The organism is Aquimarina atlantica (assembly GCF_000626715.1).
GTDB lineage: Bacteria > Bacteroidota > Bacteroidia > Flavobacteriales > Flavobacteriaceae > Aquimarina > Aquimarina atlantica.
The window spans coordinates 17,193-40,744 of the sequence record NZ_AQRA01000003.1 but is presented as its reverse complement, the minus strand read 5'-3'; the positions used below and the strand labels follow the sequence as shown (position 1 = coordinate 40,744).

Below are 23,552 nucleotides of genomic sequence, written 5' to 3'. Positions count from 1 at the left end.
GAAAAATCCCCTTTTTACTTAAACAGCTTAAACTTTAACACTATTTAAACAAGTAAAACTCAACAAAACAGTATTCAAATTACTGGTTTTCAGTATTTTAAGTATTGTTAAAAAATTGTTTTTTTTACCATAATTATTCAAAAAAACTCTCAAATACGTCTATTTTTTAATCAAAAACACGTCTAATTACGGTTTTTACGTAGAATCATAATTCGAAAAAACGTCAGATTTTGGTATTTTGACGGTATAAACTCACCAGTATCTAAAAGAGTATCAAAATATATTTTAATTACTACACCTTTTTTGAATTCATAAGATTATGCTTCAATCGGATTAAAAAATTATCTTTGCTACCTCAAAATTCAAACATCCTTGGTTTTATACTCACTCAATTGTATTAAAGGCTATAAAACCAAAAACAAATAATATTAAAAAAACAGATGAAACATACTAAAGTAATAGAGGTACTACAAAGTGATAAATTATTACAGCCTGTACTTGTTAAAGGTTGGGTTCGTTCTTTTAGAAATGATCGTTTTATAGCGGTTAATGATGGATCAACTATTAATAATATTCAGTGTGTTTTAGAAGATAATACAATCGATGCTGCTATACAAAGCAGAATAAATGTCGGTGCAGCAGTTGCGATAGAAGGTACCCTTATAGAAAGCCAGGGAAAAGGACAACGTGTAGAGATCCAGGTATCTAATGTAGAAATCGAAGGAGATGCTGATCCCGAAGAGTTAAAACTTACTATTTTATCTCCGAAACGACATACATTAGAAAAATTGCGTGAGCAAGCCCACTTAAGAGTTCGCACCAATACTTTTGGGGCTATCATGAGAGTGCGTTCAAAATTATCTTTTGCAATACATGAATATTTTCAAAAGAACGATTTTTACTATGTACACACACCTGTAATTACAAAAAGTGATGCCGAGGGTGCTGGAGAAGCATTTAAAGTGACTAATTTAGATCTTAATAACATTCCGAAAAACGAGAATGGTGAGGTTGATTATAAAGAAGATTTTTTTGGCGGTGAAACCAACCTAACTGTTTCTGGTCAATTAGAAGCAGAGACTTATGCTATGGGATTAGGCCAGGTATATACCTTTGGACCTACTTTTAGGGCAGAAAACTCAAATACATCAAGGCATCTTGCAGAATTCTGGATGGTTGAACCAGAAGTAGCATTCTGTGATCTGGATGGCAATATGGATTTGGCAGAAGACTTTATTAAATACGTAATACAGTTTGTTTTAGACAACTGCCAGGATGATCTTGAGTTTTTAGAAAACCGTCTGGTACAAGAGGATAAACAAAAACCTCAGGCAGAACGTGCCGAAATGTTATTGCGAGATAAACTAAAGTTTATATTAGAGAACAATTTTAAACGTGTAAGCTATACCGAAGCCATTGATATTCTTAAAAATTCTAAGCCCAATAAAAAGAAGAAATTTAAATTTCCTATTGATGGATGGGGTGCTGACTTACAAAGTGAACATGAAAGATTTCTTGTTGAAAAACATTTTAAATGTCCAGTGATTTTATTTGATTATCCGGCAGATATTAAATCGTTCTATATGCGACTTAATGAAGATGGAAAAACGGTAAGAGCTATGGATATTTTATTTCCTGGTATCGGAGAAATAGTAGGTGGTTCTCAACGTGAAGAGCGTTTGGATGTACTTAAAGAAAAGATGGCTGCTCTTAATATTCCTGAAGAAGAGCTATGGTGGTATTTAGATACTCGTCGTTTTGGTACGTGTACCCATAGTGGTTTTGGACTTGGGTTTGAGCGTCTTGTTCTTTTTGTAACAGGAATGGGTAATATTCGTGATGTGATTCCTTATCCAAGAACACCTCTTAATGCAGAGTTTTAATCCTTTTATTATCAAAAGGTTCAAAATATTAAATTACTTCCTCAATGATGGCATAGATTCATTTTTGAGGAAGTTTTATTCTTCTTTTGGGTTTTAATTCCCCTCAAACCACTGTTTAAAATCTGCAACTTTCTCACGGCTAACAATAATTTCTTTATCTATATTTTGGTTTAAGGTAAGTTTTAAACGTCTGTTAGAATAAACCAATACATCCTGTATCGTATTGATATTGACAATAAAAGTGCGATTTACTCTAAAAAAACTTTTGGGTTCTAGTAATTCTTCGAGGGTTTCCAATTTATATTCTATCATGTATTTTTTTCGGTTTTCTGCAACAAGGTAAGCATCTCGTCCCTCTGCAAAGAAAAAGGAAATATCCTCGCTCTTTACAGAATGGATATGATTTCCTAAGCGAACTAAGAATCTATTCTTATACGCCGTACCGGTCATATTCTTAACCGCATGGCTAACATTAATCTCTCCCAAAAACTGAGATCGTAATGTTTCTAGTTTTTTTAATGCCTTTGAAAGATCTGTAAACAATATTGGTTTTAGAAGATAGTCTATACTATTTACCTTAAAAGCATCAATTGCAAACTCATCAAAGGCAGTAGTAAAAATTACAGGCTTATTTACCTTAACTTTATTAAAAATCTCAAAACTAAGTCCGTCTATAAGCTGAACATCCATAAAAAAGAGATCTACTTCTTCTTGATGCAACTCTATCCAAAATACTGCTTCTTCTATTGAAGCCAGTTTACTTATTATCTGGATATCAGAATCATATTTTAACAAGTAACGTTCTAATTTTTCTGCTGCTAAAGGTTCATCTTCAATTATTGCTACTTTCATTAATAGTAAGTTTTGGTATATAAATTATAGTATACATATCATCTTTGGTAACAGCAATTGGTATGTCTGTGTAAAATCGATACATATCCAGAATATCTTTGATACTATTGCAATCCATAGTATAACTAATCTTTTCCTGATGTGGATATTTTAACAACACATACTTCGAATCCTGAGTCATTGTCACAATAAGTTCTGTTTCTCTAGAAACTATTGTACTTCTTATAATCTGTTCTGCACAGGATAAAACACTACCGGGAACTACCAAAGTATGTATTGATTCTTCTTTAATAAATTTCGTTTTTCTGTATGGTAAGTACTCAAACAAAAGTAACAATTGATCCAAAGCATCGAGTTCTTCATCAATAGGCACTAACTCTTTTATTGTTTTAGAAAGAATATATCGATATACTGCCGAAAAATGATCTACCAAAAATTCTGCTTTATCAGTATCTTTTTTCATGACGAGTATTAATGCCTCTAAAGTTTCAAACATTAATGTAGGGTTTATTCCTTTTTTAAATTGAATAAAGTCCTGTTCTACCCCCTCTTTCAGAGATAGTTCTTTTGTCATTATTTCTGTATTTATTTTGTGTAAAAACTGATGACTTAGGTATAACGAAAGATATATTATTGTAATCACCGAAAAGATACTATTGAAAACAATCAGTTCTGAACTATTAGGCGTAAATCCAAGCACTAAATCAAAATACAGAAACATCGATCCAGAAACTAAAAGTATAGAAGTAATTACCGAAATTATGATCTGTAACATAATTTTGCCTCCCAACGAATTTGGAAATTTTAGCTTTTCAAAAAGGAATAAAGAAATTCTGGAATATTCCTGGATAAGATAGGCTAAACCAATACATACATATAATTCCTGCCCAAGAAATTCTTCCTGTAACTGGGTTACATTATTATTGACCAGTAAAATAAGAAGATACACCAAAGCACCACTACAAAGTGGGCTAATGATTCTAAATATCGGATGATGTATAAATAACTTATTCACTCGTTTGTACTTTAGTATTTATTTGAATTCACATTAGTGTTTTTAGGTAAAATTACTTTACAAAATTATGGGTAGTTTTACTGTAAACTGCTCATCATCTACTACCTCGATAGTTTTATTAAAAATGAGGTCATACCTTAATCTAATATTGCCTAATCCTATTTTAAAAGAATCTACTCCTTTAGGTTTTATGGTCTTATTATTTGACACATTAATATTATGATTATCACTGGTAATCACTATTTTTAATACTTGAGAAGAAGTCATTTGATTATGTTTTACAGCATTTTCTATCAGCATTTGAAGCGCTAGTGGCGGTATTTTACTTTTTAACACCCAATCTGGTAATGTAATTTCTAAATTAATTCGATCATTAAATCGTGTACGTAATAAGAAGTGATAAGAATTCACAAATTGTAATTCTTCTTCGACTGTTAACCATTTACTTTCGTATTTGTTTAAAATATATTGGTAGGATTTAGCTAGTTCCCGAATAAACAATTCTGCTTTTTTTATATCACTAAACAATAAAGATGATATTGTGTTTACACTATTGAACAAAAAGTGAGGGCTTAATTGTGATTTTAAAGCTGTTAATTGTAATTCGGTTTGTTTTCGTTCTAATTGTAATGCTATTATTTGACCTTTTGCATATTGATAATAAGAGTGTATTGCAAAATAGATAACAGTATAGACCAGAGAAGCAAAAAATATCAGGATAATCAATTTTAGTAATATTTCGCTGTAATCTTCAATAAAAGAAACTTGTGCTCCTTTTATAAAAACATATGCATACAATACAAGACTTATGAATAGAAAGGAAATGATCGTATTGGATAACACTCCTGTTAAAAGGCGAAGTCCCGTATATTTTTTCCAGGAAATAAGCCTGTTAAATATTTCATTGAAGATCGTATTGATATAGATAATAATAACTCCCAGAAATCCTGATAGCCATAGTAGTTTCGTATTATCTTGTTCTTGGGTAAATCCCAAAAAACTATACGTAAGTAACCCAAGAACGAACCCTACTAAAATGATAGTAAAATACTTTTTCACGATTGATGATGGTTGGTATATATAATGATCTATACTAGACTTCATCCTACCAAAATAGTCAATAATACAGATATATAAAAGACTAATGGCAGGATGAAATATGTATTGTTATTTTAGTGCACGAAGGGCTCTTCCGAAATAGGTTTCTGACGAAATATTCTTACAGGCATTGCGATATGCTTCTTTTACATTATCTCCGGATTTATTAACCGACGGAGCAAAAGCTATTAAAATTTCTGACAAATAATGATCCGAACTTATTTGAGAAGTCGCATTGTTAAGGATTTCCAGAAGTTGTCTACTACTCAGGTTTTTCCTTGATAATTTTATTAAAGCTACAGAGGCATAATGATCAGAACTAACACTGGATAACGCCTGGATAAAGACATCCATATTCTCACCATCAAGACCTTGTTTATTAATAGCCTTGGTCAGGACTTGTACCAAATAGTGATCAGATCCAACTGATTTTCCTGCCAGTGAAAGTAATTCTCCTAATTCACTACTATCTAATTTCTTATCTAACAATCTAGAAAGAACTGTAGTGATGTAATGATCAGATTGAATATCTTCTAATGTAGATAAAAAAGAATTGTAATTCCCTTGAGAAAGCCCCGGAAGCTCTAAAGCTTTATTTAGTACCTGTGCTTTGTAGTGATCTGATGCAATTTGCTTAGAGTTTTCGATTAAAAGATTAAGATTAGCTTCATTTAATTCTCGTTTCTTCATTACATTGATAAGCACCTGAGACATATAATGATCAGAATCAATTTCTGCCGTTATTTTAAATAGTTTACCTATCTGGTCATCAGAGAGGTTACCATCTTCGATAGCAGTATTTAATACTACGGTAGCATAGTGATCAGATCCAATACTTTTTGTTGCTTCTATATAAGCAGATATTAAAGCGTCTGAAGCAAAAAAGTTTTGCTGTTTGTACCTTAACAATTCTGCGAGGTAATGATCTGATTTTATTTCTTCTCCTGCTAATCTTAACAACGACTCCATCTCTTTAGGAGATAGGTTTTTTTCTAATATTAATTTTAAATATGTAGATTTTACATGATCGCTTTCAAATGTTCTTATTTCATTAAACACCCTATTGGCACCCCCTTGATTGTAGAACCGATCTACTCTACCTTTTGCTCCTAAAGTGGTTGTTTTTACAATTTCTGGCAAAATCTCACCAAGCCATTTTCTACCTTCAGAATTAAAATCTTTTTTAGAAGAACCAACAAAATACTTTTTATTGAGTTTTCCATTACCTTCGGATTCGATTACAATCCTGCGTTTACTACCAAAAGCAGATTTTTTTATTTCGAGGTAGCCACCATCAGAAATACCAATAACATCTCTATCATCATTTGATAATGTAATTTCTCCTTCATAATTAATCGAGAAATTATCAAACATGCCATTCTGAACCTTAATAGTGGTTTTACCTTTATTATAATTTACGGCATAAGACTGGGCATTAATATTCGATATAAAAAGTAGAGAAAGAATTAACAGTATTACCTTAAACAGGTTTGCGACAATAATTCTTGATACTAGATTCATAACTGTTCGTTTTTTGATTAATTTGATTGATTGATTTTATTAATACAAAGGTGGAACACTATGTTCTATATAAAAAACTAAATGAATTGAACTGTACCGCTAATGTACTGAACTGTACATTAGCGTTTTTTTATTTTTAAAAATTTTGTTTTTCCTTAATTAATTTCATCACTAGTGCTAGCTGCTATTAAAAAACAGTTATTGTTTAAGGAAGAAATCCTTTCTATATATGACCCGAAAGAAGTTACCAGTAAAAATTATGGGTTTATTTATGTATGGTCGGTATTCGAATTTATTACTATCGACAATATATTGTATAATTCATCATAATCAAACTATGAGAATTGCTTAGTTTAAATTATTCGAGTTAATTTCATCTATTCGTTTCTTGATTTTCCTTTCCTGATCTTTATTAAAGTTATGTCTAGAACCCTTATCTACGGTATTCATAATATTTTCTGCTTCGTGAGTATGAAATAAACCTAACGCATGACCTATTTCGTGTGGGGTAGTCGAAGTAAATAGGTTTTCATCGGTTATCAATACTCTTTGATCTCTTCCAATGCCGGCAATAGCTCGGATATTACATCTTTTAACAATATATATGTTTACTTTACTTTTATCATAAGATTCTCGAGACTGCATCAAAAATGTGCTAGGTTCTGAACCCTCATTGTCTCTAAGATCATAAAGCTCTTCATTAACCAAGCTTTTAGACTCACCTAATTCTAATCCTATCCCAAATCTGTTAAAATATTCTCCATTCAAATAGTTTATAAACTCTGTCTCGTTAAGAGAATATGATGATTTATCCAAAGTTTCTGAAGATTCTACATAAATGATATTAATTTTTACGATTTTCTCTATTGCCGGAAACTCTGATTCTATACCTATAGAATCATGATCATCACCAGTACTACAAGATAATAAAAGTGGGATTGATACTGTAAAAAGTAATCGCAGGTATATTATTTTAAGGGTACCCTTAGTATTATTTTCGTTAACTAAAATCTTAGAGAAGAAATTATTAAAAAAGTTTTTAAGCTGAAGTATACTATTAAATATAGTACTGTTTGGTGTAGGTTTAGTAGTTTTCGTCATTGTTTTTAAGATTTGGGATACTTCTGGGGTAATAGAAGTATTGGCATTTTAAAAGAGAGATCTTTTCTTTGATCTTTAATCTTTTTAAACCGTGTTAAACATTCTTCTGGGGCAATAGAAGATTATTTTACATTTTGACGAATTTACTTTGATTTTTGAACTGATATAATTTTTCGTAATCAATTCATTATAAAGGTAGTACAGATTCTCAATATTCGAATACGGGAAAAACGTAATATATTTACGTAATCACCAAAACACTATGTATTTCGGCGATAAATAGGTGTTTTTACTGAAATTTTAACATTTTTTCACCTAAAAATGAAAGTTTAATACTACAAATGTTAACGTTAAACAGGTGATTTTAAGGGGGTTTTTCCCCTGTTTACAGCTTAATATTCAAAACATTATCTCATTAAAACAACATTTTCTTACTACTAAATCTCAAAACATGAGATACAACCATCAATTTAGGCATAGAAATAGGAAAATAGAAGGCGTATGATTTTTACCAATTGCAGACATATGTATAGTATTGGTATTTACGAAATATACAATCAAGATAACTTCAATTTTAAAACAGAATTAATTCGAATGCTTCTTTAATAAAATTTCAGAAATTAAATTTTCAATAATACTTTTATCCAGATCGGATTTATGAGATTTGTTTTTTGCTTTTTTTATCTTTTCGTAATGCGGTATTTTACCTGTCTTTAAAAGTACTTTAAGTACTTCTTCAAAAAAACTGTTTAAAATAGGAATCACAAATCTGCTCGATTTGTTTTTTTCTTTTAAGTGAATAAACTTTTTGGCATACGCCAAAAAGATTTGAGGATATTGAGAAAATGTAATTAATGCCTGGCAAAAACTTTGATATACTTCTTCCCTGTTTTGATGATTTTTAAATTTAAGCCTTTTGTGATCTATCTGAGTAAGTGTATATAATAAGATACTTTCTTTAATAAATGTACTATAGTCATTATTAGAAAAATAATATACCTCCATTCCTATATTAGTGTTTATTACTAATACTTCGTTTCCGATACTTTCTTTTAAAAAAGACTCAAAAACAGCTACCATAGCAGAGGACATTAACAATTGTCTTTTAAAATCAATAGATCTAATATTTACCGATTTTATACTTTTTATATCGTTGTTTCTCTTCACTGCGCAAGCTTAAATAATTCGGAAACCTCTAAACCTTGGTTTCTTGCATGCATTTCTGCTGTAAATCCACGGTTATCTCTGGCAGAAATATCTGCTCCGTTTTCTACTAATAATTTAATGATTTCTTTTTGACCAAAAGTCGCTGCGTAAATTAATGCAGTAGCTTCATTAACATTTTTTTGATTTACATCTGCTCCAGATGCTATAAGTAATTTTGCAATATTGTAATGCCCTTTAAAACAAACTCCCATTAGTGCCGTATTTCCAGCCCCATCTTTTATATCAATATCTGGAGAGTATTTCAGAATTTCTTTGGTTATATCTTCAAAACCGTAATAAGATGCCAGCAGCAATGGAGTAGAACCTCTTGAGTCTTTTGAGTTCGCAACTTCGGGGTTATTACTTAAAAGTGCTTTTACCTCTCCTAATTCTTCTGATCGAATGAAATTAAAAATATCTTTCATAATGTATTACATATCTGTTAATTATGATTAAAATATAGAGTATCGAAATCCATCTTTATGGTATCAAAAAATTTCAAAAATAGTAGTGACCTGTACAACTCTATATTTTTTTGTCAGCTAAAACTATAAAATCAAACAGGTGGCTTTACAACAAACCACCTGTTGTTTTACTCTTTTTACAATTTTGTATGTTTAATCGAATCGATCAAGGTTCATGACTTTACACCAAGCGGCAACAAATTGATCTACAAATTTCTTTTCAGAATCTTTGCTAGCATAGACCTCGGCAAGAGCACGTAATTCAGAATTAGAACCAAATATGAGGTCGGCTCGGGTACCTGTCCATTTTACTTCTCCTGTAGCACGGTCACATCCTTCAAATACTTCTTGAGCATCAGAGGTTGCTTTCCAGGTAGTACTTAAATCAAGTAAGTTAACAAAGAAATCATTGGTAAGCACTTCGGGACGCTGAGTAAAGACCCCATGTTGAGATAGATCAAAATTTGTATTCAACACTCGAAGACCCCCAACAAGTATCGTCATCTCGGGTACGGTTAATGTTAGTAGCTGAGCTCTGTCTATCAACATTTCTTCTGCAGATATAGACGACTTCGTTTTCTTATAGTTACGAAATCCATCGGCAACAGGCTCCAGAACAGAGAAAGATTCTATATCAGTTTGCTCTTGTGATGCATCGGCTCTTCCTGGTGAAAAAGGTACAGTAACCTTATGTCCTGCATTCTTTGCTGCCTCCTCTACTCCTGCAGCTCCGCCCAGAACAATCAAATCTGCTAATGAAACCTTCTTGTCTCCAGATGCTGAACTATTAAATTCTTGTTGAATATTTTCTAAAGTTGTTAATACATTGGCTAATTGAGTCGGATTATTCACTTCCCAATTCTTTTGTGGTGTAAGGCGAATACGTGCACCGTTTGCGCCTCCACGTTTATCAGAACCGCGGAATGTAGATGCTGAAGCCCAAGCTGTGGATACTAATTGGGAAACAGATAGCCCCGAAGAAAGTATTTTGTTTTTTAGACTGGCAATATCCTGATCATCTATTAGTGCATTGGTAGCTTTTGGGATCGGGTCTTGCCAAATCAATTCTTCTTTAGGTACCTCTGGACCAAGATATCTTGCAATAGGCCCCATATCACGATGTGTTAATTTATACCATGCACGTGCAAATGCATCTGCAAATTCATCAGGGTTTTCATAAAAACGTCTTGAAATTTTCTCATAAGCAGGATCCATTCGTAAAGAAAGATCTGTTGTGAGCATAATTGGCGCATGTCGTTTAGAAGGGTCATGTGCATCGGGTACACTATCGGCACCAGCTCCGTGTTTTGGTATCCATTGGTGCGCTCCTGCAGGGCTCTTAGTTAGCTCCCATTCGTAACCAAATAAATTCCAGAAGAAGTTATTACTCCATTTTGTAGGAGTACTGGTCCATGCTCCTTCTAATCCACTCGTAATAGTATCTCCTGCATTACCACTCCCAAAATTATTTTTCCATCCTAAATTTTGTTCCTCGATACCTGCAGCTGCCGGTTCTCTCTCTACATATTTATCTGGATCAGCAGCGCCATGGGTTTTACCAAACGTATGTCCACCAGCAATAAGAGCAACTGTTTCTTCGTCATTCATCGCCATACGGCCAAAAGTTTCTCGAATGTCACGAGCTGCGGCAATTGGATCGGGATTTCCGTTTGGTCCTTCGGGATTTACATAGATCAATCCCATCTGAACTGCCCCCAGAGGATTCTCTAACTCTCGGTCACCTGTGTAACGTTTATCACCTAACCATTCGGTCTCGGCACCCCAATAAATATCTTGTTCAGGCTCCCAAACATCTTCGCGCCCTCCTCCAAAACCAAAAGTTTTGAATCCCATAGATTCTAAAGCACAATTCCCGGCAAGAATCATAAGATCTGCCCATGAGATTTTCTTACCATATTTCTGTTTAATAGGCCATAATAACAAACGGGCTTTATCCAGGTTAGCATTATCGGGCCAACTGTTTAATGGTGCAAAACGTTGAGTTCCTGAACCTGCACCTCCCCGACCATCAGCAATTCGATAAGTACCAGCACTATGCCATGCCATACGAATAAAAAGAGGACCGTAATGACCATAATCGGCAGGCCACCAATCCTGAGAATCGGTCATAAGTTTAAAAAGATCTTTCTTTACGGCTTTAAGATCAAGAGTTTTAAACTCTTTACTGTAATCAAATTCTTCACCCATAGGATTGGATAATAAAGAATGTTGACGAAGAATATTTAAGTTCAATTGGTTTGGCCACCAATCGCGATTAGAAGTTCCTGTGCCAGCGCCTTGCTTAAGTGTACCATTCATAAAAGGACACTCACTCACACCATTACCATGATGATTTGAACCGTGAGACTCTGTGCTCTTGAGGTTTTTATTTTCCATTTGCTGTAGATTTTATTAGATGATTATTTGTTCTTATGCTCTTTCAAATTTATGATAAAAAAATATTATTGATTTTAAATATTTAATATATAAAATCTATTAAGCTATTGCATCCTCTTATAAAACTACCAAATGGATTTGTTGTACTTATTCAAGAAATACTGTATTTCTCTATAAAATGTATTCGAAATTCTTGTCACATCTGGTATGTCGTAGCCAACTAATCCTCAATTTTATGTTTGAAAAAAACTCACCTACACTTCTCAACCATAACCATATTATATATACTGTCTAAATAGCATCATCAATAGAAATAACAGTAGTCGGATTAATTTAAATATAAAAAGTATTGTTAATGCAGCGCATAAAATAACAAACAACACTAACATTGTTAGTTATTTTTGTAGGATAGGTATTAAGATAAGAGATTGTTTTATCGCTCATCATAACATGGGATAGATCAAGATACCAAATTTAAACATCAAATACAACACATAATTTAATTGATAATCAATTAATTAATGGTATACTTGGCAAATTTCAAAGTAAATCAAAATATTCCTCTTATGCATTAAAACATAGTGGCGGGTATTGATTAAAAAAAGATAAAAAAATATTCAAAGAGGTTTTTCAGATTCAAACAAATTAATAGGACTAACTACCTAAGCTTCTCTTTCATTCGTAACAGCTCCTTCTCTATCAATAGCAATTTATCTTCAACCAGATCGCCAAATTCTGGTATACGTCTAAAAAATGCATACCGCACTCTCCACAGTTCTTTAATATCTGATATAGGAAACGATGAGTCTTCAATATTTTTATGATCGGCACGTAATACGGCATTACCTTTTAGAACATACAACCTTCTAAAGATTAACTTATTCTCAACAACTACCAAAACCAGTGTACCATTATTTAATTTTTTAATTACCGTTGGAGGAACTTTTTCTCCTACTACAACATCCTTTGGATAAAAACCTTTATCATGCGATGTCATCTCGAGATTACTTACAGTATATCCTCTAAACTCTTTAGTAGGATTTACTGGTAATTGCATGGTTGGCAATTCTTTAATAAAACTCTCTGTATTATATAAAGTAACATAGTCATTTGCCGTACTTTCTGTTATACACGGAATGATTGCAAATTTCTCTCGTTTTACATCTTCTGCATAGGTAGTAAGATCTCCTTTAAACTTCAGAAGTTGATTTACAGTAAGTTCATTCGTTAATAAATCATCTATGACTATGCTAAAATAATTAGCAATTTTAATAATTGTTTCTATTTTTGGTTCACTTCTACCTTCTTCATATGCGCCTAGTGTGCCCCTTTTTAGGTCAAAAAGCTCAGCAAAGGCCTGTTGGCTTAAACCTTTTACTCCACGTATTTTTTTTATGTTTTTTCCGAAAAAAGACATTTTTGCTAATTTTATTTGCAATTACAAAAAATAATTGTACATTTACACTAACAATATTAGCTAATATTCCATTAAAAAGCTAATTTTAGTAGAAATACTTCACAATTTTATTCTTTTCCTAAGAAACATTGAGGGTTATACTAAAAATTTTAGCACAACATCTAATTATTAACTTAAATCATTCATACCCATGATCACTCTTATTTTTTATCTCGTTAATTTAGCCAAAGATATTGCAGAAAATTTGTGCTACTTTTTGTAATATTGATATACTAAACAAAGTCAGTCATACATAATTATTCATTTATCAAAAAACCATCTAATGCAAGATCATTATCAGGTAGTAAAGAAATATTTACTACAGCTTAAATATGATATTACCCATGAAAACGACAGGGAAGGTATTATTATGATCAGCAAAGAAGCCGAAGGAATTAAAAATATGATTCTTGGGGTTGTACCACCCATTTTAATAATGGAACAGCACATCTGCACTATCAAAAATAAAAACGAAGTCGTATATCGTAGTTTATTACAAAAAAATAGAGATATTATACACGGCGCTTTTGTACTAGACGAAACTGGGGACAAAGTAATCTTTAGGGATACATTACAGATAGCCAATCTGGATCTTAATGAACTCGAAGGATCATTAAATTCTATCGGACTCTTATTAGGCGAATATTCTGAACAAATTATCAATTTCTCTAAGTACTAAATGCCGTACTACACATTTCTAGAGTTCTTTAACAATAAAGACATCTTATATCCTGGAGTTAATGAAGTATTGCGAATTTCTTATATTGCTCCAGGTATACAATAAGTCTTATTGAAAATGAAAAAAAAGTTTGATTCGCAAATGCTTCTGGCAATTGCCGTATTAATAATAAGTGGTGCTGCTCTTATCGTCTCTATGCGGCAAGCCTCTATCATGAATAAACAAACCGATATTCTATTAGAACAAACCAAATCAAGTGCCTGGCCCAGATTATCAGTTGGTTTTGATCAAAGTTGGTCTGATAAAACCTTAGAATATTTAAAAATCCCTGTACATAATAAAGGTACTGGACCTGCTATAATCGAGGGAGTTAGAATTACATACAATGGGGAGGTCACAAAAGACTGGTGGGATCTTTTTAGGAAAGTCAAAGTTCCTGACTCTATAAATACTGGGATTTCTAATAGAGGGATTTACAACTCTGTAATCTCTGCTAATGAAAGTTTTTATTGGATGCAGCTTGAAAACGATCCAAGATTAAGACATTGGGTTTATGAAAAAAAAGAAAAAATAACCATCGAAATCTGTTATAAATCTGTCTTTAACGACTATTGGTTATTTCGCAAGGAAGGACTAAATGGTACCACTGTAATACAAAAATTAGATACTCCAGAATGCCCGTTACCATCTGATGAGATGTTTAAAAGTTAAAGAACCGATGTATCAAAATATAATTTTTCGGGATCTATAAATATCTTACTGCATCTCTACTATTTTAATAATTAAAAAATATTTTATATTATTGCATAAGTACTTATATAAATACTTATGAAAGATAAATTACAAGAATATGCAGAACTGGGTTTAGGATCCAGATTAAAACGACTAAGCGAATTTGTGATGAAAGAAATTCAAATTGTATATACTTCTTGTAATATTGATTTTGATCCTTATCTATTTCCTATTTTTAAAATCATAATAGATCAAGGTCACACCACAACTACCGACATACAGGAAAAACTATTGTATACACAACCTGCAATTACCCAAGCACTAAAAAAACTAATGGAAAAAGGGCTGGTTGAATATAAAATCGATACATCCGACAAAAGAAAAAAACTATTTCAGTTAACAAAAAAAGGTAATGAGACCTATCAAATTATGATTCCGCTATGGAAAGTAATTGATCAGGAAGTTACAACATTAACAACCTTCTCATCTTCTAATCTAGCAGATCATATTACTCATTTCGAAAGTAAACTCAGAGAAAAACCATTACATCAACAAATACTCGAAAAATACACCTCATAATGCATATAGTAAGACCAGTACAGATATCAGATATTCAGAATATTTATCAGCTTTACAAAAAAATTGGTGAACACCCTGGCGGGATTATACGAGTATCTAGCGAAATCACTCTAGATTACATACAAGATTTTGTACACAAAAGCATATCTGATGGTTTGATATTGGCAATTCCACATCCTGAACATGAGCATCAAATCATCGCAGAAATTCATGCATACCGTATTCCTATTTCTGCATTCAGGCATATCTTAACAGATCTTACCATTGTCGTTAATCCAGAGTTTCAGGGGCAAGGTCTCGGAAAATTACTTTTCACCAGCTTTTTAAACAAAATCAAAAAATCGTACCCCCATATTCTTCGTGTAGAACTATTTGTACGAGAGAAGAATACAAATACTGTTCAATTTTATAAAAAACTAGGGTTTATAAGTGAAGCAAAACACTATCAAAAAATTAAGAATCTCGATCATAGTATAGAAACCCCAATTCATATGGCTTGGTTTAACCCAAAATATAACAACAACCTTACTCATCAAGATTTAAATCGTAAGGCAAATCATAATTCTTAAAGTATTAATATCGAAATGAACACTTCTATCATTCCTTTTGATCCAAAATATGCAAAAGATTTCGCAGCTCTTAATATAGAATGGCTGGAAAAATATTTTGTAGTAGAACCACATGACGCAGAGCTACTAGAGCAATGTGAGGATACCATTATCAATCAAGGTGGATTTATTTTTTTTGCAAAAGCAGACAATACTATAGCCGGTACTTTTTCACTAATCAAAATCGAAGATGGCATTTATGAATTAGGGAAAATGGCTGTTTCCCCAAAATTTCAAGGCCAAAAAATAGGGCAGCAATTACTAGAGTTTTGTATTGAATTTTCCGCAAATCAAGGTTGGAAAAAATTACTTCTATACTCCAATAGAATTTTAGAAAATGCAATCTACATTTATAGCAAATATGGTTTTGAAGAAATTCCTATGGAAGATCACCCTCCTTATCAACGCAGTAATATCAAAATGGAACTTATATTGCAAAAATAAAGCTTGTTATTTTCTTCTCTCCTCGATGAACTCGTTTAAACTTTTTCGATTTGCTAAAAAATTGCTGTTTTCACTTAAAACCAAAAAGTTTAAACGAGTTCTATACAAAGCAATTTATTTTTCTACACATTGCACAGAATAATTTCATAATCAGATAATAGTTGTATTTTTGAAGGCCCATTTTTAGATATTTCCCTATATATCAACACAATACCTAAAAATGTGCTTTCAATATCATGAGTATTCTTAAAACCAAACATGAAGACTCTTACATTGGAAAATAATAATTTTTAACCAAAAGTAATCGTCATGAAAAAACCAACACACGGCAGTACATGGTATGCCTCATTCTTAACATTAACTACTAGCCTATTCTTTTTACATTCCTGCCAACAGGACTCAACTATAGAAGTTCTTGAAGAAGAAGAATATCTAAGAAAAATTGAAACTTTAGAAACAAAAGTTAAAGATTTAGAAGAAAAACTAGGCCAAGAAAAATCGAATCAAAGCAGACCAAAAAATATTATCAGTTTTGAGCAAGCTCGTAGAATATATAAAGCCTATGATGATAGAGCCGATCTAATTAGCGAAATTGTTAATTCAGCTACAAACGATGGTTCTTTTAATCCTACAAGGTCGATGTTTTATGAAATTTCTGAGTTACGTAATTATTTATCCTATGTCGATGAGTTATCACAAAAAGCTGGCGTAAAAACAACCGGGTTACGTTTCTATTTTGCATTATATCCCGATACATATATCTCCTCTACAGGAAATGACAGAAATGCAAGACATCAAACTATCTTCATTGCCCCTACTTTAGAAAAAAAATATGACAATCATATTTTACACATAGGATACACTCTTAACAATGATGGTAAAGTAGAATTATTAGACAAAAACAATGGATTTAGTCATTTTAGACGAAATCGTAGTGAGACAGATCATACATCCTTAGAGAAAAGAAATGATAATGATAGATTTAGTCTTATTGCCAATGAACTTAATGGGTCTCCCCCAAGAGGGAATTACACCAAATGAACTCTAAAAATCTAAAGTTGTTGTCCTCATTTGAGATAATAAAATCTTTGTGTAGCAATAACTACAGAAGCTTTTTACAGTAAGAATATTTAAGCGTAATTTTAGGGTTTATTGGGCATTACAAAACTTTATTAAGCAGAAATAAGGACAGAGATTATTTCAATTAAAATTAAAAACAGTTGATTTTCCTTCTTTTTGAAAATATTTTTCCATTTTTTTTATAAACAGCCTATGCAACAGTCAAATCCCTTTTTTAAAAAGGGGTAAACCCCCCTTTTTTTTAATATTCACATACGATCCAACACCTCGACAATAATCCAAAAAACACTTATTATCAAAGGTTTATCGTGATTTTATTTTAACAAAACCTGCCTTTACTTTTTTAAAACTACAGAATAATAGTATTTTTAATTCTGGGAAACACATTAATGCAAATCAAAAGATTTAACTAATCTATTTTCGGCAGGGGGCCGAAATATTAACAAACATCTTAATAAACCAAAAAAATGGACAAACTAATCAATCTAACTAAGGCAGTAGCAATAGCAGTATTGTTTCTAGTGAGTTTAAATTCTTGTAACAAGAAAAACGACAATGACAAGTATCTAAAACAGATTAAAGAACTAAAACAAGAAATAGCAGAACTAAAAGAGCAATTAGGTACAATCAATGACAGAAAACCAAGTAACATTATTGATTTGGAATTTGCTTCACAATTGTATCACAATTATGATACTACCCGTATAAAATGGACAAATGATTATATTCAAAAACATTCGGGTCAAGAAAAATTTAAGGCCACCCGATCATTATATTATAACCTAGACGACTTATACAATTACCTGGCATATATCAAACGAATTTCTAAAGAAGCTAATGTTAAGCCCTCTGGTTTACGATTTTATTTTGGCGCATATGCCAATGATTATAAGCGGGATGATGGTAATACAGCATACGCACATAGACAAACTATTTTTATTGCTCCCACGGTCTCAAAACAGGTGGGTAAAGAAACGATGCATCTAGGATATACTCTTAGTAATGACCTTAAAGTTGAACTTCTAAAAGATAAAATTGGGACAGATTCTAGAGGGCAATCAGCAAATGGTAGCTCTATGCAAAAGGCAAGTCTTTTTAATTTTAGCATAAATACAAATCTGTTTGGTGAAAATAGCACGATTGCTAATGAACTTAATGGGTCTCCTCCTAGAGGTGATGAACAATAAACATTGAAACGTGGAAATAAGTAGAGAATTTCTTATTGACTTTTTAAATATTGGAACTTTTATACAATTCGTAACTGCATTAATAAGTACTATATACTTTAAAAAATACAATAATACAATATTAAAATATTTTTCATTTATATTATGGTATACATTTATCAATGAAATTGTCGGAATATTAATTGTAGATTATTATTCAAGATTTAATGCCATTATTTACAACATATACCATGTCATAAATTTCTTTTTCTTATTTCTTATATACAGAGAGTTTATAAATAGTAATAGACTAAAGAAATCTATAATGTTTTTCATTCTAATATATATCATGTCATTTATTATTAACGGATTTTATGAGAATTATCTTAAAGAATTTCAATCAATCCCATATATAATTGCAGCAAGTTTAATGATAACGACTATTATTTTATATTTTTCAGAACTACTTAACTCAGAGAAAGTATTGAACACTAATAAAAATCTTTTATTTTGGATAAGTGTTGGACTACTAATATTCTTTGTAGGTAATATTCCGTTTAGAATAGTAAGAAATTACTACACTGATTTAGAAGGCATTACAATTCTTTTCTTAATAAACATTATCTTAACTATTATAATGAATCTTTGTTTTATCATAGGTTTTATATGGAGCGACAGCAGGCAGCAATATTAATTGCAAGCATGATTCTTGTAGTAATCATCATTTTAATGATTTCTCTCTTTTTAATTTTTCAAAAAAGGAAGAACAGTCTTTTGTTACAACAAAAAGAAGCGGAGAAAAAGTTTGAAAAAGCTATTGCAGAGACCCAGATCGAGATCAGAGAAGAGACATTGCGCAACATTAGCTGGGAGTTACACGATAATATTGGCCAGCTACTCACGCTGGCCAAAATACAGGTGAATGTGGCTCAGGATGATCCTAAGAAACTAGAAGAAGTTACCGAGACCATAACCAAAAGTCTTACAGAACTGCGATCGTTATCAAAATTGATCAACCCAGATACTATAAAAAGCTTAAGCCTTACAGAAGCTATAACATTAGAAATAGAACGATTTAACCGAATGCAGTTTATTAAAGCTGCAATTACCAGTAATGAAGAAATAGATGTGCTGGATGATAAGGCTGAGATTATTATCTTTAGGATATTACAAGAATTCTTTACCAATACCATCAAACATTCTAAAGCTTCAAATCTAGATGTTGATGTGCATTATGGTACCGATAAATTGGTAATCCATGCAAAAGATAATGGTGTTGGTTTTGATCAAATAGAATGTCCAACCAAAAGAGGGATAGGATTAAGCAACATGCAAAACAGAGGGAAATTAATCGATGCCGTTGTACAAATAACATCACAAAAAGGAACAGGAACAGCAATAACACTAACTTATCCTTATAAAAAAGAAAGTTCGATGGCATTAGACAATGAAGTTAACTAACTTTGTATAGAAAACTATTCACACAAATAATAAGTATTGTCAATCATGAAATACTCAGTAGTAATTGTAGAAGACCATATTTTACTATCCCAGGCATTATCTGGATTGGTTAATGGGTTTGCCAAATTTAAAATTCTATATATCTGTAAAAACGGTAAAGAATTACTTACCCGATTTAAAGATCCTAAAAACATCCCGGATATTGTGCTTATGGATATCAACATGCCAATCATGAATGGGATTGAAACCACAGCAGCATTAAAAGAACAATACCCGCAAGTTAAGGTGTTAGCATTGTCTGTAGAAGAAGATGAAAATACAATTCTTAAAATGCTTAGAGCAGGTGCAAAAGGATATCTTTTAAAAGATACCGAAAAAAGCATTTTAGAAAATGCGCTTATCCAGGTACAGGAAACTGGTTTTTATCACACAAAAGATGTTACCAATTTACTACTGGGCTCTCTAAATCCTAAAGAAGAAAATAATGTAGTGCTCAAAGATCGAGAAGTAGAGTTTATTAAACATGCCTGTACAGAAAAAACATATAAAGAAATTGCAAACGACATGTGTTTAAGTCCAAAAACGATCGAAGGATACAGAGATTCTATTTTTGAAAAACTGAATCTTAAAAACAGAACAGGTTTGGTTATTTATGCTATTAAAAGCAAGTTATTCGTTCCTTAATGTTTGCTCTATGTACGTCCTTTGTATTGGATTTCTGTATATCTAAATAGAACATTTAAAAGAGACGTACATATTTTATCTATCTCAATAAGGCAAAATCATTTTATATCTTACCTTTAAACAAACGACATTGTTTGGTTTATGTCTTAAAAAAAACTCGTTTATTACATATTATAACTACTTTTGGCCCGTTTATTGATTACAGCGAAAAATAAAATCATTACAATTATGGTTTTATCGCATTTTTTGCAAATAAACTAACCTTCTTATACTTCTTTAAAAACAGTGTTTTTTGTTTATTTTTGTGAGTAGAAGAACATTGATATTTTTTATGCTAAAACAACAATTAAATTTTAAGCTTTCTCAAAAACTTTCTCCACAGCAGATTCAACTCATGAAGTTGATTCAACTCCCTACGCAAGCATTTGAACAACGTTTGAAGCAAGAAATGGAAGAAAACCCTGCTCTTGATAGTGGAAAAGATAAAGCAGATGAATTTGAAGATACGTTTAGTAATGAAAACTCTGCAGAAGAGGATTATGGAACCGAAAAGATAGAAGCAGATATCAATGTTGATGAATATCTTAGTGATGATGAAATTCCTAGTTACAGACTAAGTTCTAACAATTATAGTGCCGATGATGAAGAAAAAAGTGTTCCCTATGCCTCTGGAACATCATTTCATCAACATTTGGTTAATCAGTTAAATACGTATCGATTTAATGATGAAGAAAGAGAAATAGCTGAGTTTCTCGTTGGTAGTGTTGATGAAAGCGGTTATATAAGACGATCTTTGTCTGATATTTTAGACGATTTGGCCTTTACTCAAAACGTATATACTACTGAAGAAAAAATAGAAAGTATCTTACAAGTTGTTCATCAATTAGACCCGGCAGGTGTTGGCGCTCGTAATTTGCAAGAATGTCTTTGGATTCAACTGGATAGAAAAGAAACGACTATCCCTATAAAATTAGCTTCAGAAATCCTAAAAAAAGCATTTGATCATTTTAGCAAAAAGCATTATGACAAACTTTTAGTAAAATTTGACATTACTGAAGAACAGTTAAAAGAAGCCATTGATGAAATTGAGCATCTTAACCCTAAACCAGGAGGGGCTTATGCAGGAAACAATCGTATGATCGAACATGTGGTTCCCGACTTTACAATCAGAATTGTAGATGGAGAACTAGAGTTAACGCTAAATGGTCGTAATGCTCCAGAGCTTCATGTTTCCAGAGAATACAATAATATGCTTCAGGGGTATAAAGCCAGTAAAGAAAAATCTAAATCCCAAAAGGATGCTGTTTTATTCATCAAACAAAAATTAGATGCTGCAAAATGGTTTATCGAAGCTGTAAAACAAAGACAGCAGACACTTTTTATTACTATGAGTGCAATAATGCACTATCAAAAAAGTTATTTCCTTAGTGGAGACGAAAGAAATCTTAAACCAATGATCTTAAAAGATATTGCTGATGAGATTTCTATGGATGTAAGTACCGTTTCAAGAGTCGCAAATAGTAAATATGTAGATACTCCTTATGGAACAAAACTTATTAAAGAGTTCTTTTCTGAGTCAATGACCAATGATCAAGGTGAAGAAGTCTCTACCAGAGAAATTAAAAAAATACTGGAAATAACTATAGGTGAAGAAGACAAGAAAAAACCCCTTACGGATGAAAAGCTTGCCAAAATCCTTAAAGAAAAAGGATACCCTATAGCCAGAAGAACTGTAGCCAAATACAGGGAGCAATTAGATATTCCTGTTGCCAGACTACGAAAGAAAATTTAATGAATTTTTTTCTTAGAAGTGTTTCTTATATCTTACATCCATTATTGATGCCACTTTTGGGTGCCATAATTTATTTTAGTACAGCTCCAAGATTTATTCCTATCGAAATTATTAGAGCTAAAGTATTTGGGTTAATTATTCTTACCATCCTAATACCTATTGTACTATTCTTTTTGTTAAAAAGTACCGGAACCATTACCTCGATACATCTAGAAAACGTAAAACAACGTAAAATCCCGTTATTACTACAATCTATCCTACTTATAGTGGTCATCAAAATGGTTATTGATGTATATCACTATCCAGAATTATATTTTTTCTTTTTAGGGATCCTGTTTTCGTCATTAAGTGCAATTTTTATGGTATTGTTTAACATAAAAGCAAGCTTACATATGATCGGGATTAGCGGAATCACAATGTTTACTGTGGCACTAAGTATTCACTTTGGACTTAATTTAACCATTTTAATAGCCATGCTGATGATTTTTAACGGACTGGTCGCCACGTCTCGATTACATTGCAAGGCACATAGCAATCTAGAATTGATCCTGGGATTTCTAATAGGGATAATACCGCAGCTTACTTTAGCAAATTTCTGGTTATAAAATGTAAAACATCAATCCAATTTTTGCTGTATTCAATCCTACAGATTCTCCCTGAATTGTAGCATCACTATTAAATAGAGTATTCAAACTATAGTAGAAATGAAAATTAAAGGTGTTCCACCCAAAAGTAAACGTTGCTCCTATCCTCCATCTATTTAATTCATCTAATTTTGTTTGTCTCACCCTGTTTCCTGGTTGTTTAAAATTAGAATTAAAAGAATACAAATACCCCATTCTAACACCCGTATAAATCCTATAGAACTTGTGAGTTTCAGGAGTAGATGTACGCCATCTAAACTCTAAAGGAGCTTCTACCAAATGTGTGGTAAATCTATTAGTACTATAATCAACACCTTCTAAACTACTAAATATACTCTGCTCGGTGTTTTCTTCCTCTCCTATAAACAAATTCTGATTATACACGTTTAGCGAATATCCTAGCCCCAAACCTATAGCAATATTGCGCCTTTTATTAATTGGCATATCTCGTATAAACCCTAAATGCAGTCCTCCAGAAAAACCAGATTGACTTACACCTGTTGGTTTATTTAGCAGTAGATTAAATGTTACACCTACGTAAAACTGATCTTCTCGATATAAAGAATCTATCTCTATTTCTTGAGTAGAACCTTGCTTGGTTTCCTGTGCTGAGGAAAGAAACACAAACAAATAACATACTATAAATACAAACAATTTTTTCATATAGATCACTAAAATAAATCTATTTCT

22 protein-coding genes are annotated in these 23,552 nt (G+C 32.0%); 12 read left to right on the top strand and 10 right to left on the bottom strand.

The genetic code is table 11. The features are described from left to right. The first annotated feature begins 440 nt into the window (after positions 1-440). Positions 441-1,883, top strand: a complete 1,443-nt coding sequence (asnS, locus tag ATO12_RS07025; RefSeq protein WP_034240684.1) for an asparagine--tRNA ligase — start codon at positions 441-443, stop codon at positions 1,881-1,883. 93 nt (positions 1,884-1,976) lie between these two features. Here asnS and ATO12_RS07020 read toward each other — a convergent pair whose 3' ends face one another. The 9 genes from ATO12_RS07020 to ATO12_RS06980 all read right to left on the bottom strand — a co-directional run bounded on the left by ATO12_RS07020 (position 1,977) and on the right by ATO12_RS06980 (position 12,954). After that, on the bottom strand, positions 1,977-2,735 hold the full coding sequence (locus ATO12_RS07020; RefSeq protein WP_034240676.1) for a LytR/AlgR family response regulator transcription factor: 759 nt from the start codon (positions 2,733-2,735) through the stop codon (positions 1,977-1,979). Then, positions 2,716-3,750 carry a histidine kinase gene (locus tag ATO12_RS07015; protein WP_034240671.1) on the bottom strand — a complete coding sequence of 345 codons (1,035 nt, stop codon included), beginning with the start codon at positions 3,748-3,750 and terminating at the stop codon, positions 2,716-2,718. Before ATO12_RS07015 ends, ATO12_RS07020 begins: the two co-directional genes overlap by 20 nt. 57 nt (positions 3,751-3,807) lie before the next feature. Beyond that, entirely contained in the window at positions 3,808-4,809 is a 1,002-nt protein-coding gene (locus tag ATO12_RS24670) for a sensor histidine kinase (RefSeq protein WP_165583347.1), read from the bottom strand. A 108-nt stretch (positions 4,810-4,917) separates the two neighbouring features. Beyond that, positions 4,918-6,369 carry a hypothetical protein gene (locus ATO12_RS07005; protein WP_051575662.1) on the bottom strand — a complete coding sequence of 484 codons (1,452 nt, stop codon included), beginning with the start codon at positions 6,367-6,369 and terminating at the stop codon, positions 4,918-4,920. Between the two features lie 348 nt (positions 6,370-6,717). Then, positions 6,718-7,470, bottom strand: a complete 753-nt coding sequence (locus tag ATO12_RS07000) for a matrixin family metalloprotease (RefSeq protein WP_034240663.1) — start codon at positions 7,468-7,470, stop codon at positions 6,718-6,720. A 585-nt stretch (positions 7,471-8,055) separates the two neighbouring features. Next, positions 8,056-8,637, bottom strand: coding sequence for a hypothetical protein (locus tag ATO12_RS06995; RefSeq protein ID WP_034240660.1), 582 nt, complete (start codon positions 8,635-8,637; stop codon positions 8,056-8,058). Further along, complete coding sequence (locus ATO12_RS06990; RefSeq protein WP_034240657.1) at positions 8,634-9,101, bottom strand: ankyrin repeat domain-containing protein; 468 nt, start codon at positions 9,099-9,101, stop codon at positions 8,634-8,636. Before ATO12_RS06990 ends, ATO12_RS06995 begins: the two co-directional genes overlap by 4 nt. 192 nt (positions 9,102-9,293) lie before the next feature. Further along, on the bottom strand, positions 9,294-11,537 hold the full coding sequence (katG, locus tag ATO12_RS06985; protein WP_034240655.1) for a catalase/peroxidase HPI: 2,244 nt from the start codon (positions 11,535-11,537) through the stop codon (positions 9,294-9,296). Between the two features lie 658 nt (positions 11,538-12,195). Then, a complete protein-coding gene (locus ATO12_RS06980) occupies positions 12,196-12,954 on the bottom strand; it encodes a helix-turn-helix domain-containing protein (RefSeq protein WP_034240651.1) in 759 nt (252 codons plus the stop codon). Between the two features lie 322 nt (positions 12,955-13,276). Here ATO12_RS06980 and ATO12_RS06975 point away from each other — a divergent pair, with 322 nt between their 5' ends. The 11 genes from ATO12_RS06975 to ATO12_RS06925 all read left to right on the top strand — a co-directional run bounded on the left by ATO12_RS06975 (position 13,277) and on the right by ATO12_RS06925 (position 22,823). Continuing rightward, complete coding sequence (locus ATO12_RS06975) at positions 13,277-13,672, top strand: type III secretion system chaperone family protein (RefSeq protein WP_034240648.1); 396 nt, start codon at positions 13,277-13,279, stop codon at positions 13,670-13,672. Positions 13,673-13,789: 117 nt separating this feature from the next. After that, on the top strand, positions 13,790-14,383 hold the full coding sequence (locus ATO12_RS06970) for a hypothetical protein (protein ID WP_034240647.1): 594 nt from the start codon (positions 13,790-13,792) through the stop codon (positions 14,381-14,383). Between the two features lie 117 nt (positions 14,384-14,500). Then, complete coding sequence (locus ATO12_RS06965; RefSeq protein ID WP_034240645.1) at positions 14,501-14,983, top strand: MarR family winged helix-turn-helix transcriptional regulator; 483 nt, start codon at positions 14,501-14,503, stop codon at positions 14,981-14,983. Beyond that, positions 14,983-15,552, top strand: a complete 570-nt coding sequence (locus tag ATO12_RS06960; protein WP_051575661.1) for a GNAT family N-acetyltransferase — start codon at positions 14,983-14,985, stop codon at positions 15,550-15,552. Before ATO12_RS06965 ends, ATO12_RS06960 begins: the two co-directional genes overlap by 1 nt. Positions 15,553-15,567: 15 nt before the next feature. After that, positions 15,568-16,035, top strand: a complete 468-nt coding sequence (locus ATO12_RS06955) for a GNAT family N-acetyltransferase (protein ID WP_034240643.1) — start codon at positions 15,568-15,570, stop codon at positions 16,033-16,035. A gap of 309 nt (positions 16,036-16,344) precedes the next feature. Then, positions 16,345-17,076 carry a hypothetical protein gene (locus tag ATO12_RS06950; RefSeq protein WP_034240641.1) on the top strand — a complete coding sequence of 244 codons (732 nt, stop codon included), beginning with the start codon at positions 16,345-16,347 and terminating at the stop codon, positions 17,074-17,076. Between the two features lie 506 nt (positions 17,077-17,582). Then, complete coding sequence (locus ATO12_RS06945) at positions 17,583-18,302, top strand: hypothetical protein (RefSeq protein ID WP_034240638.1); 720 nt, start codon at positions 17,583-17,585, stop codon at positions 18,300-18,302. 645 nt (positions 18,303-18,947) lie between these two features. Next, complete coding sequence (locus ATO12_RS06940) at positions 18,948-19,742, top strand: sensor histidine kinase (protein ID WP_034240635.1); 795 nt, start codon at positions 18,948-18,950, stop codon at positions 19,740-19,742. A gap of 42 nt (positions 19,743-19,784) precedes the next feature. Next, positions 19,785-20,426, top strand: a complete 642-nt coding sequence (locus tag ATO12_RS06935) for a response regulator transcription factor (RefSeq protein ID WP_025666916.1) — start codon at positions 19,785-19,787, stop codon at positions 20,424-20,426. A 331-nt stretch (positions 20,427-20,757) separates the two neighbouring features. Further along, positions 20,758-22,218, top strand: coding sequence for an RNA polymerase factor sigma-54 (gene rpoN, locus ATO12_RS06930; RefSeq protein WP_034240631.1), 1,461 nt, complete (start codon positions 20,758-20,760; stop codon positions 22,216-22,218). Beyond that, positions 22,218-22,823, top strand: coding sequence for a hypothetical protein (locus ATO12_RS06925; RefSeq protein WP_024772278.1), 606 nt, complete (start codon positions 22,218-22,220; stop codon positions 22,821-22,823). The genes rpoN and ATO12_RS06925 overlap by 1 nt, the downstream gene beginning before the upstream one ends. On the opposite strand, the gene ATO12_RS06920 is transcribed toward ATO12_RS06925, so the two are convergent. Then, positions 22,818-23,525, bottom strand: a complete 708-nt coding sequence (locus tag ATO12_RS06920; RefSeq protein WP_034240625.1) for a porin family protein — start codon at positions 23,523-23,525, stop codon at positions 22,818-22,820. The two genes, ATO12_RS06925 and ATO12_RS06920, sit on opposite strands and share 6 nt — an antisense overlap. Positions 23,526-23,552: the final 27 nt, after the last annotated feature.

Bases quoted from the DNA above. Each gene is read 5' to 3' on its own strand.
- asnS (WP_034240684.1), top strand. From the start codon at position 441: ATGAAACATACTAAAGTAATAGAGGTACTACAAAGTGATAAATTATTA.
- ATO12_RS07020 (WP_034240676.1), bottom strand. From the start codon at position 2,735: ATGAAAGTAGCAATAATTGAAGATGAACCTTTAGCAGCAGAAAAATTA.
- ATO12_RS07005 (WP_051575662.1), bottom strand. From the start codon at position 6,369: ATGAATCTAGTATCAAGAATTATTGTCGCAAACCTGTTTAAGGTAATA.
- ATO12_RS07000 (WP_034240663.1), bottom strand. From the start codon at position 7,470: ATGACGAAAACTACTAAACCTACACCAAACAGTACTATATTTAATAGT.
- ATO12_RS06990 (WP_034240657.1), bottom strand. From the start codon at position 9,101: ATGAAAGATATTTTTAATTTCATTCGATCAGAAGAATTAGGAGAGGTA.
- katG (WP_034240655.1), bottom strand. From the start codon at position 11,537: ATGGAAAATAAAAACCTCAAGAGCACAGAGTCTCACGGTTCAAATCAT.
- ATO12_RS06980 (WP_034240651.1), bottom strand. From the start codon at position 12,954: ATGTCTTTTTTCGGAAAAAACATAAAAAAAATACGTGGAGTAAAAGGT.
- ATO12_RS06975 (WP_034240648.1), top strand. From the start codon at position 13,277: ATGCAAGATCATTATCAGGTAGTAAAGAAATATTTACTACAGCTTAAA.
- ATO12_RS06970 (WP_034240647.1), top strand. From the start codon at position 13,790: ATGAAAAAAAAGTTTGATTCGCAAATGCTTCTGGCAATTGCCGTATTA.
- ATO12_RS06965 (WP_034240645.1), top strand. From the start codon at position 14,501: ATGAAAGATAAATTACAAGAATATGCAGAACTGGGTTTAGGATCCAGA.
- ATO12_RS06960 (WP_051575661.1), top strand. From the start codon at position 14,983: ATGCATATAGTAAGACCAGTACAGATATCAGATATTCAGAATATTTAT.
- ATO12_RS06955 (WP_034240643.1), top strand. From the start codon at position 15,568: ATGAACACTTCTATCATTCCTTTTGATCCAAAATATGCAAAAGATTTC.
- ATO12_RS06950 (WP_034240641.1), top strand. From the start codon at position 16,345: ATGAAAAAACCAACACACGGCAGTACATGGTATGCCTCATTCTTAACA.
- ATO12_RS06945 (WP_034240638.1), top strand. From the start codon at position 17,583: ATGGACAAACTAATCAATCTAACTAAGGCAGTAGCAATAGCAGTATTG.
- ATO12_RS06940 (WP_034240635.1), top strand. From the start codon at position 18,948: ATGGAGCGACAGCAGGCAGCAATATTAATTGCAAGCATGATTCTTGTA.
- rpoN (WP_034240631.1), top strand. From the start codon at position 20,758: ATGCTAAAACAACAATTAAATTTTAAGCTTTCTCAAAAACTTTCTCCA.
- ATO12_RS06925 (WP_024772278.1), top strand. From the start codon at position 22,218: ATGAATTTTTTTCTTAGAAGTGTTTCTTATATCTTACATCCATTATTG.
- ATO12_RS06920 (WP_034240625.1), bottom strand. From the start codon at position 23,525: ATGAAAAAATTGTTTGTATTTATAGTATGTTATTTGTTTGTGTTTCTT.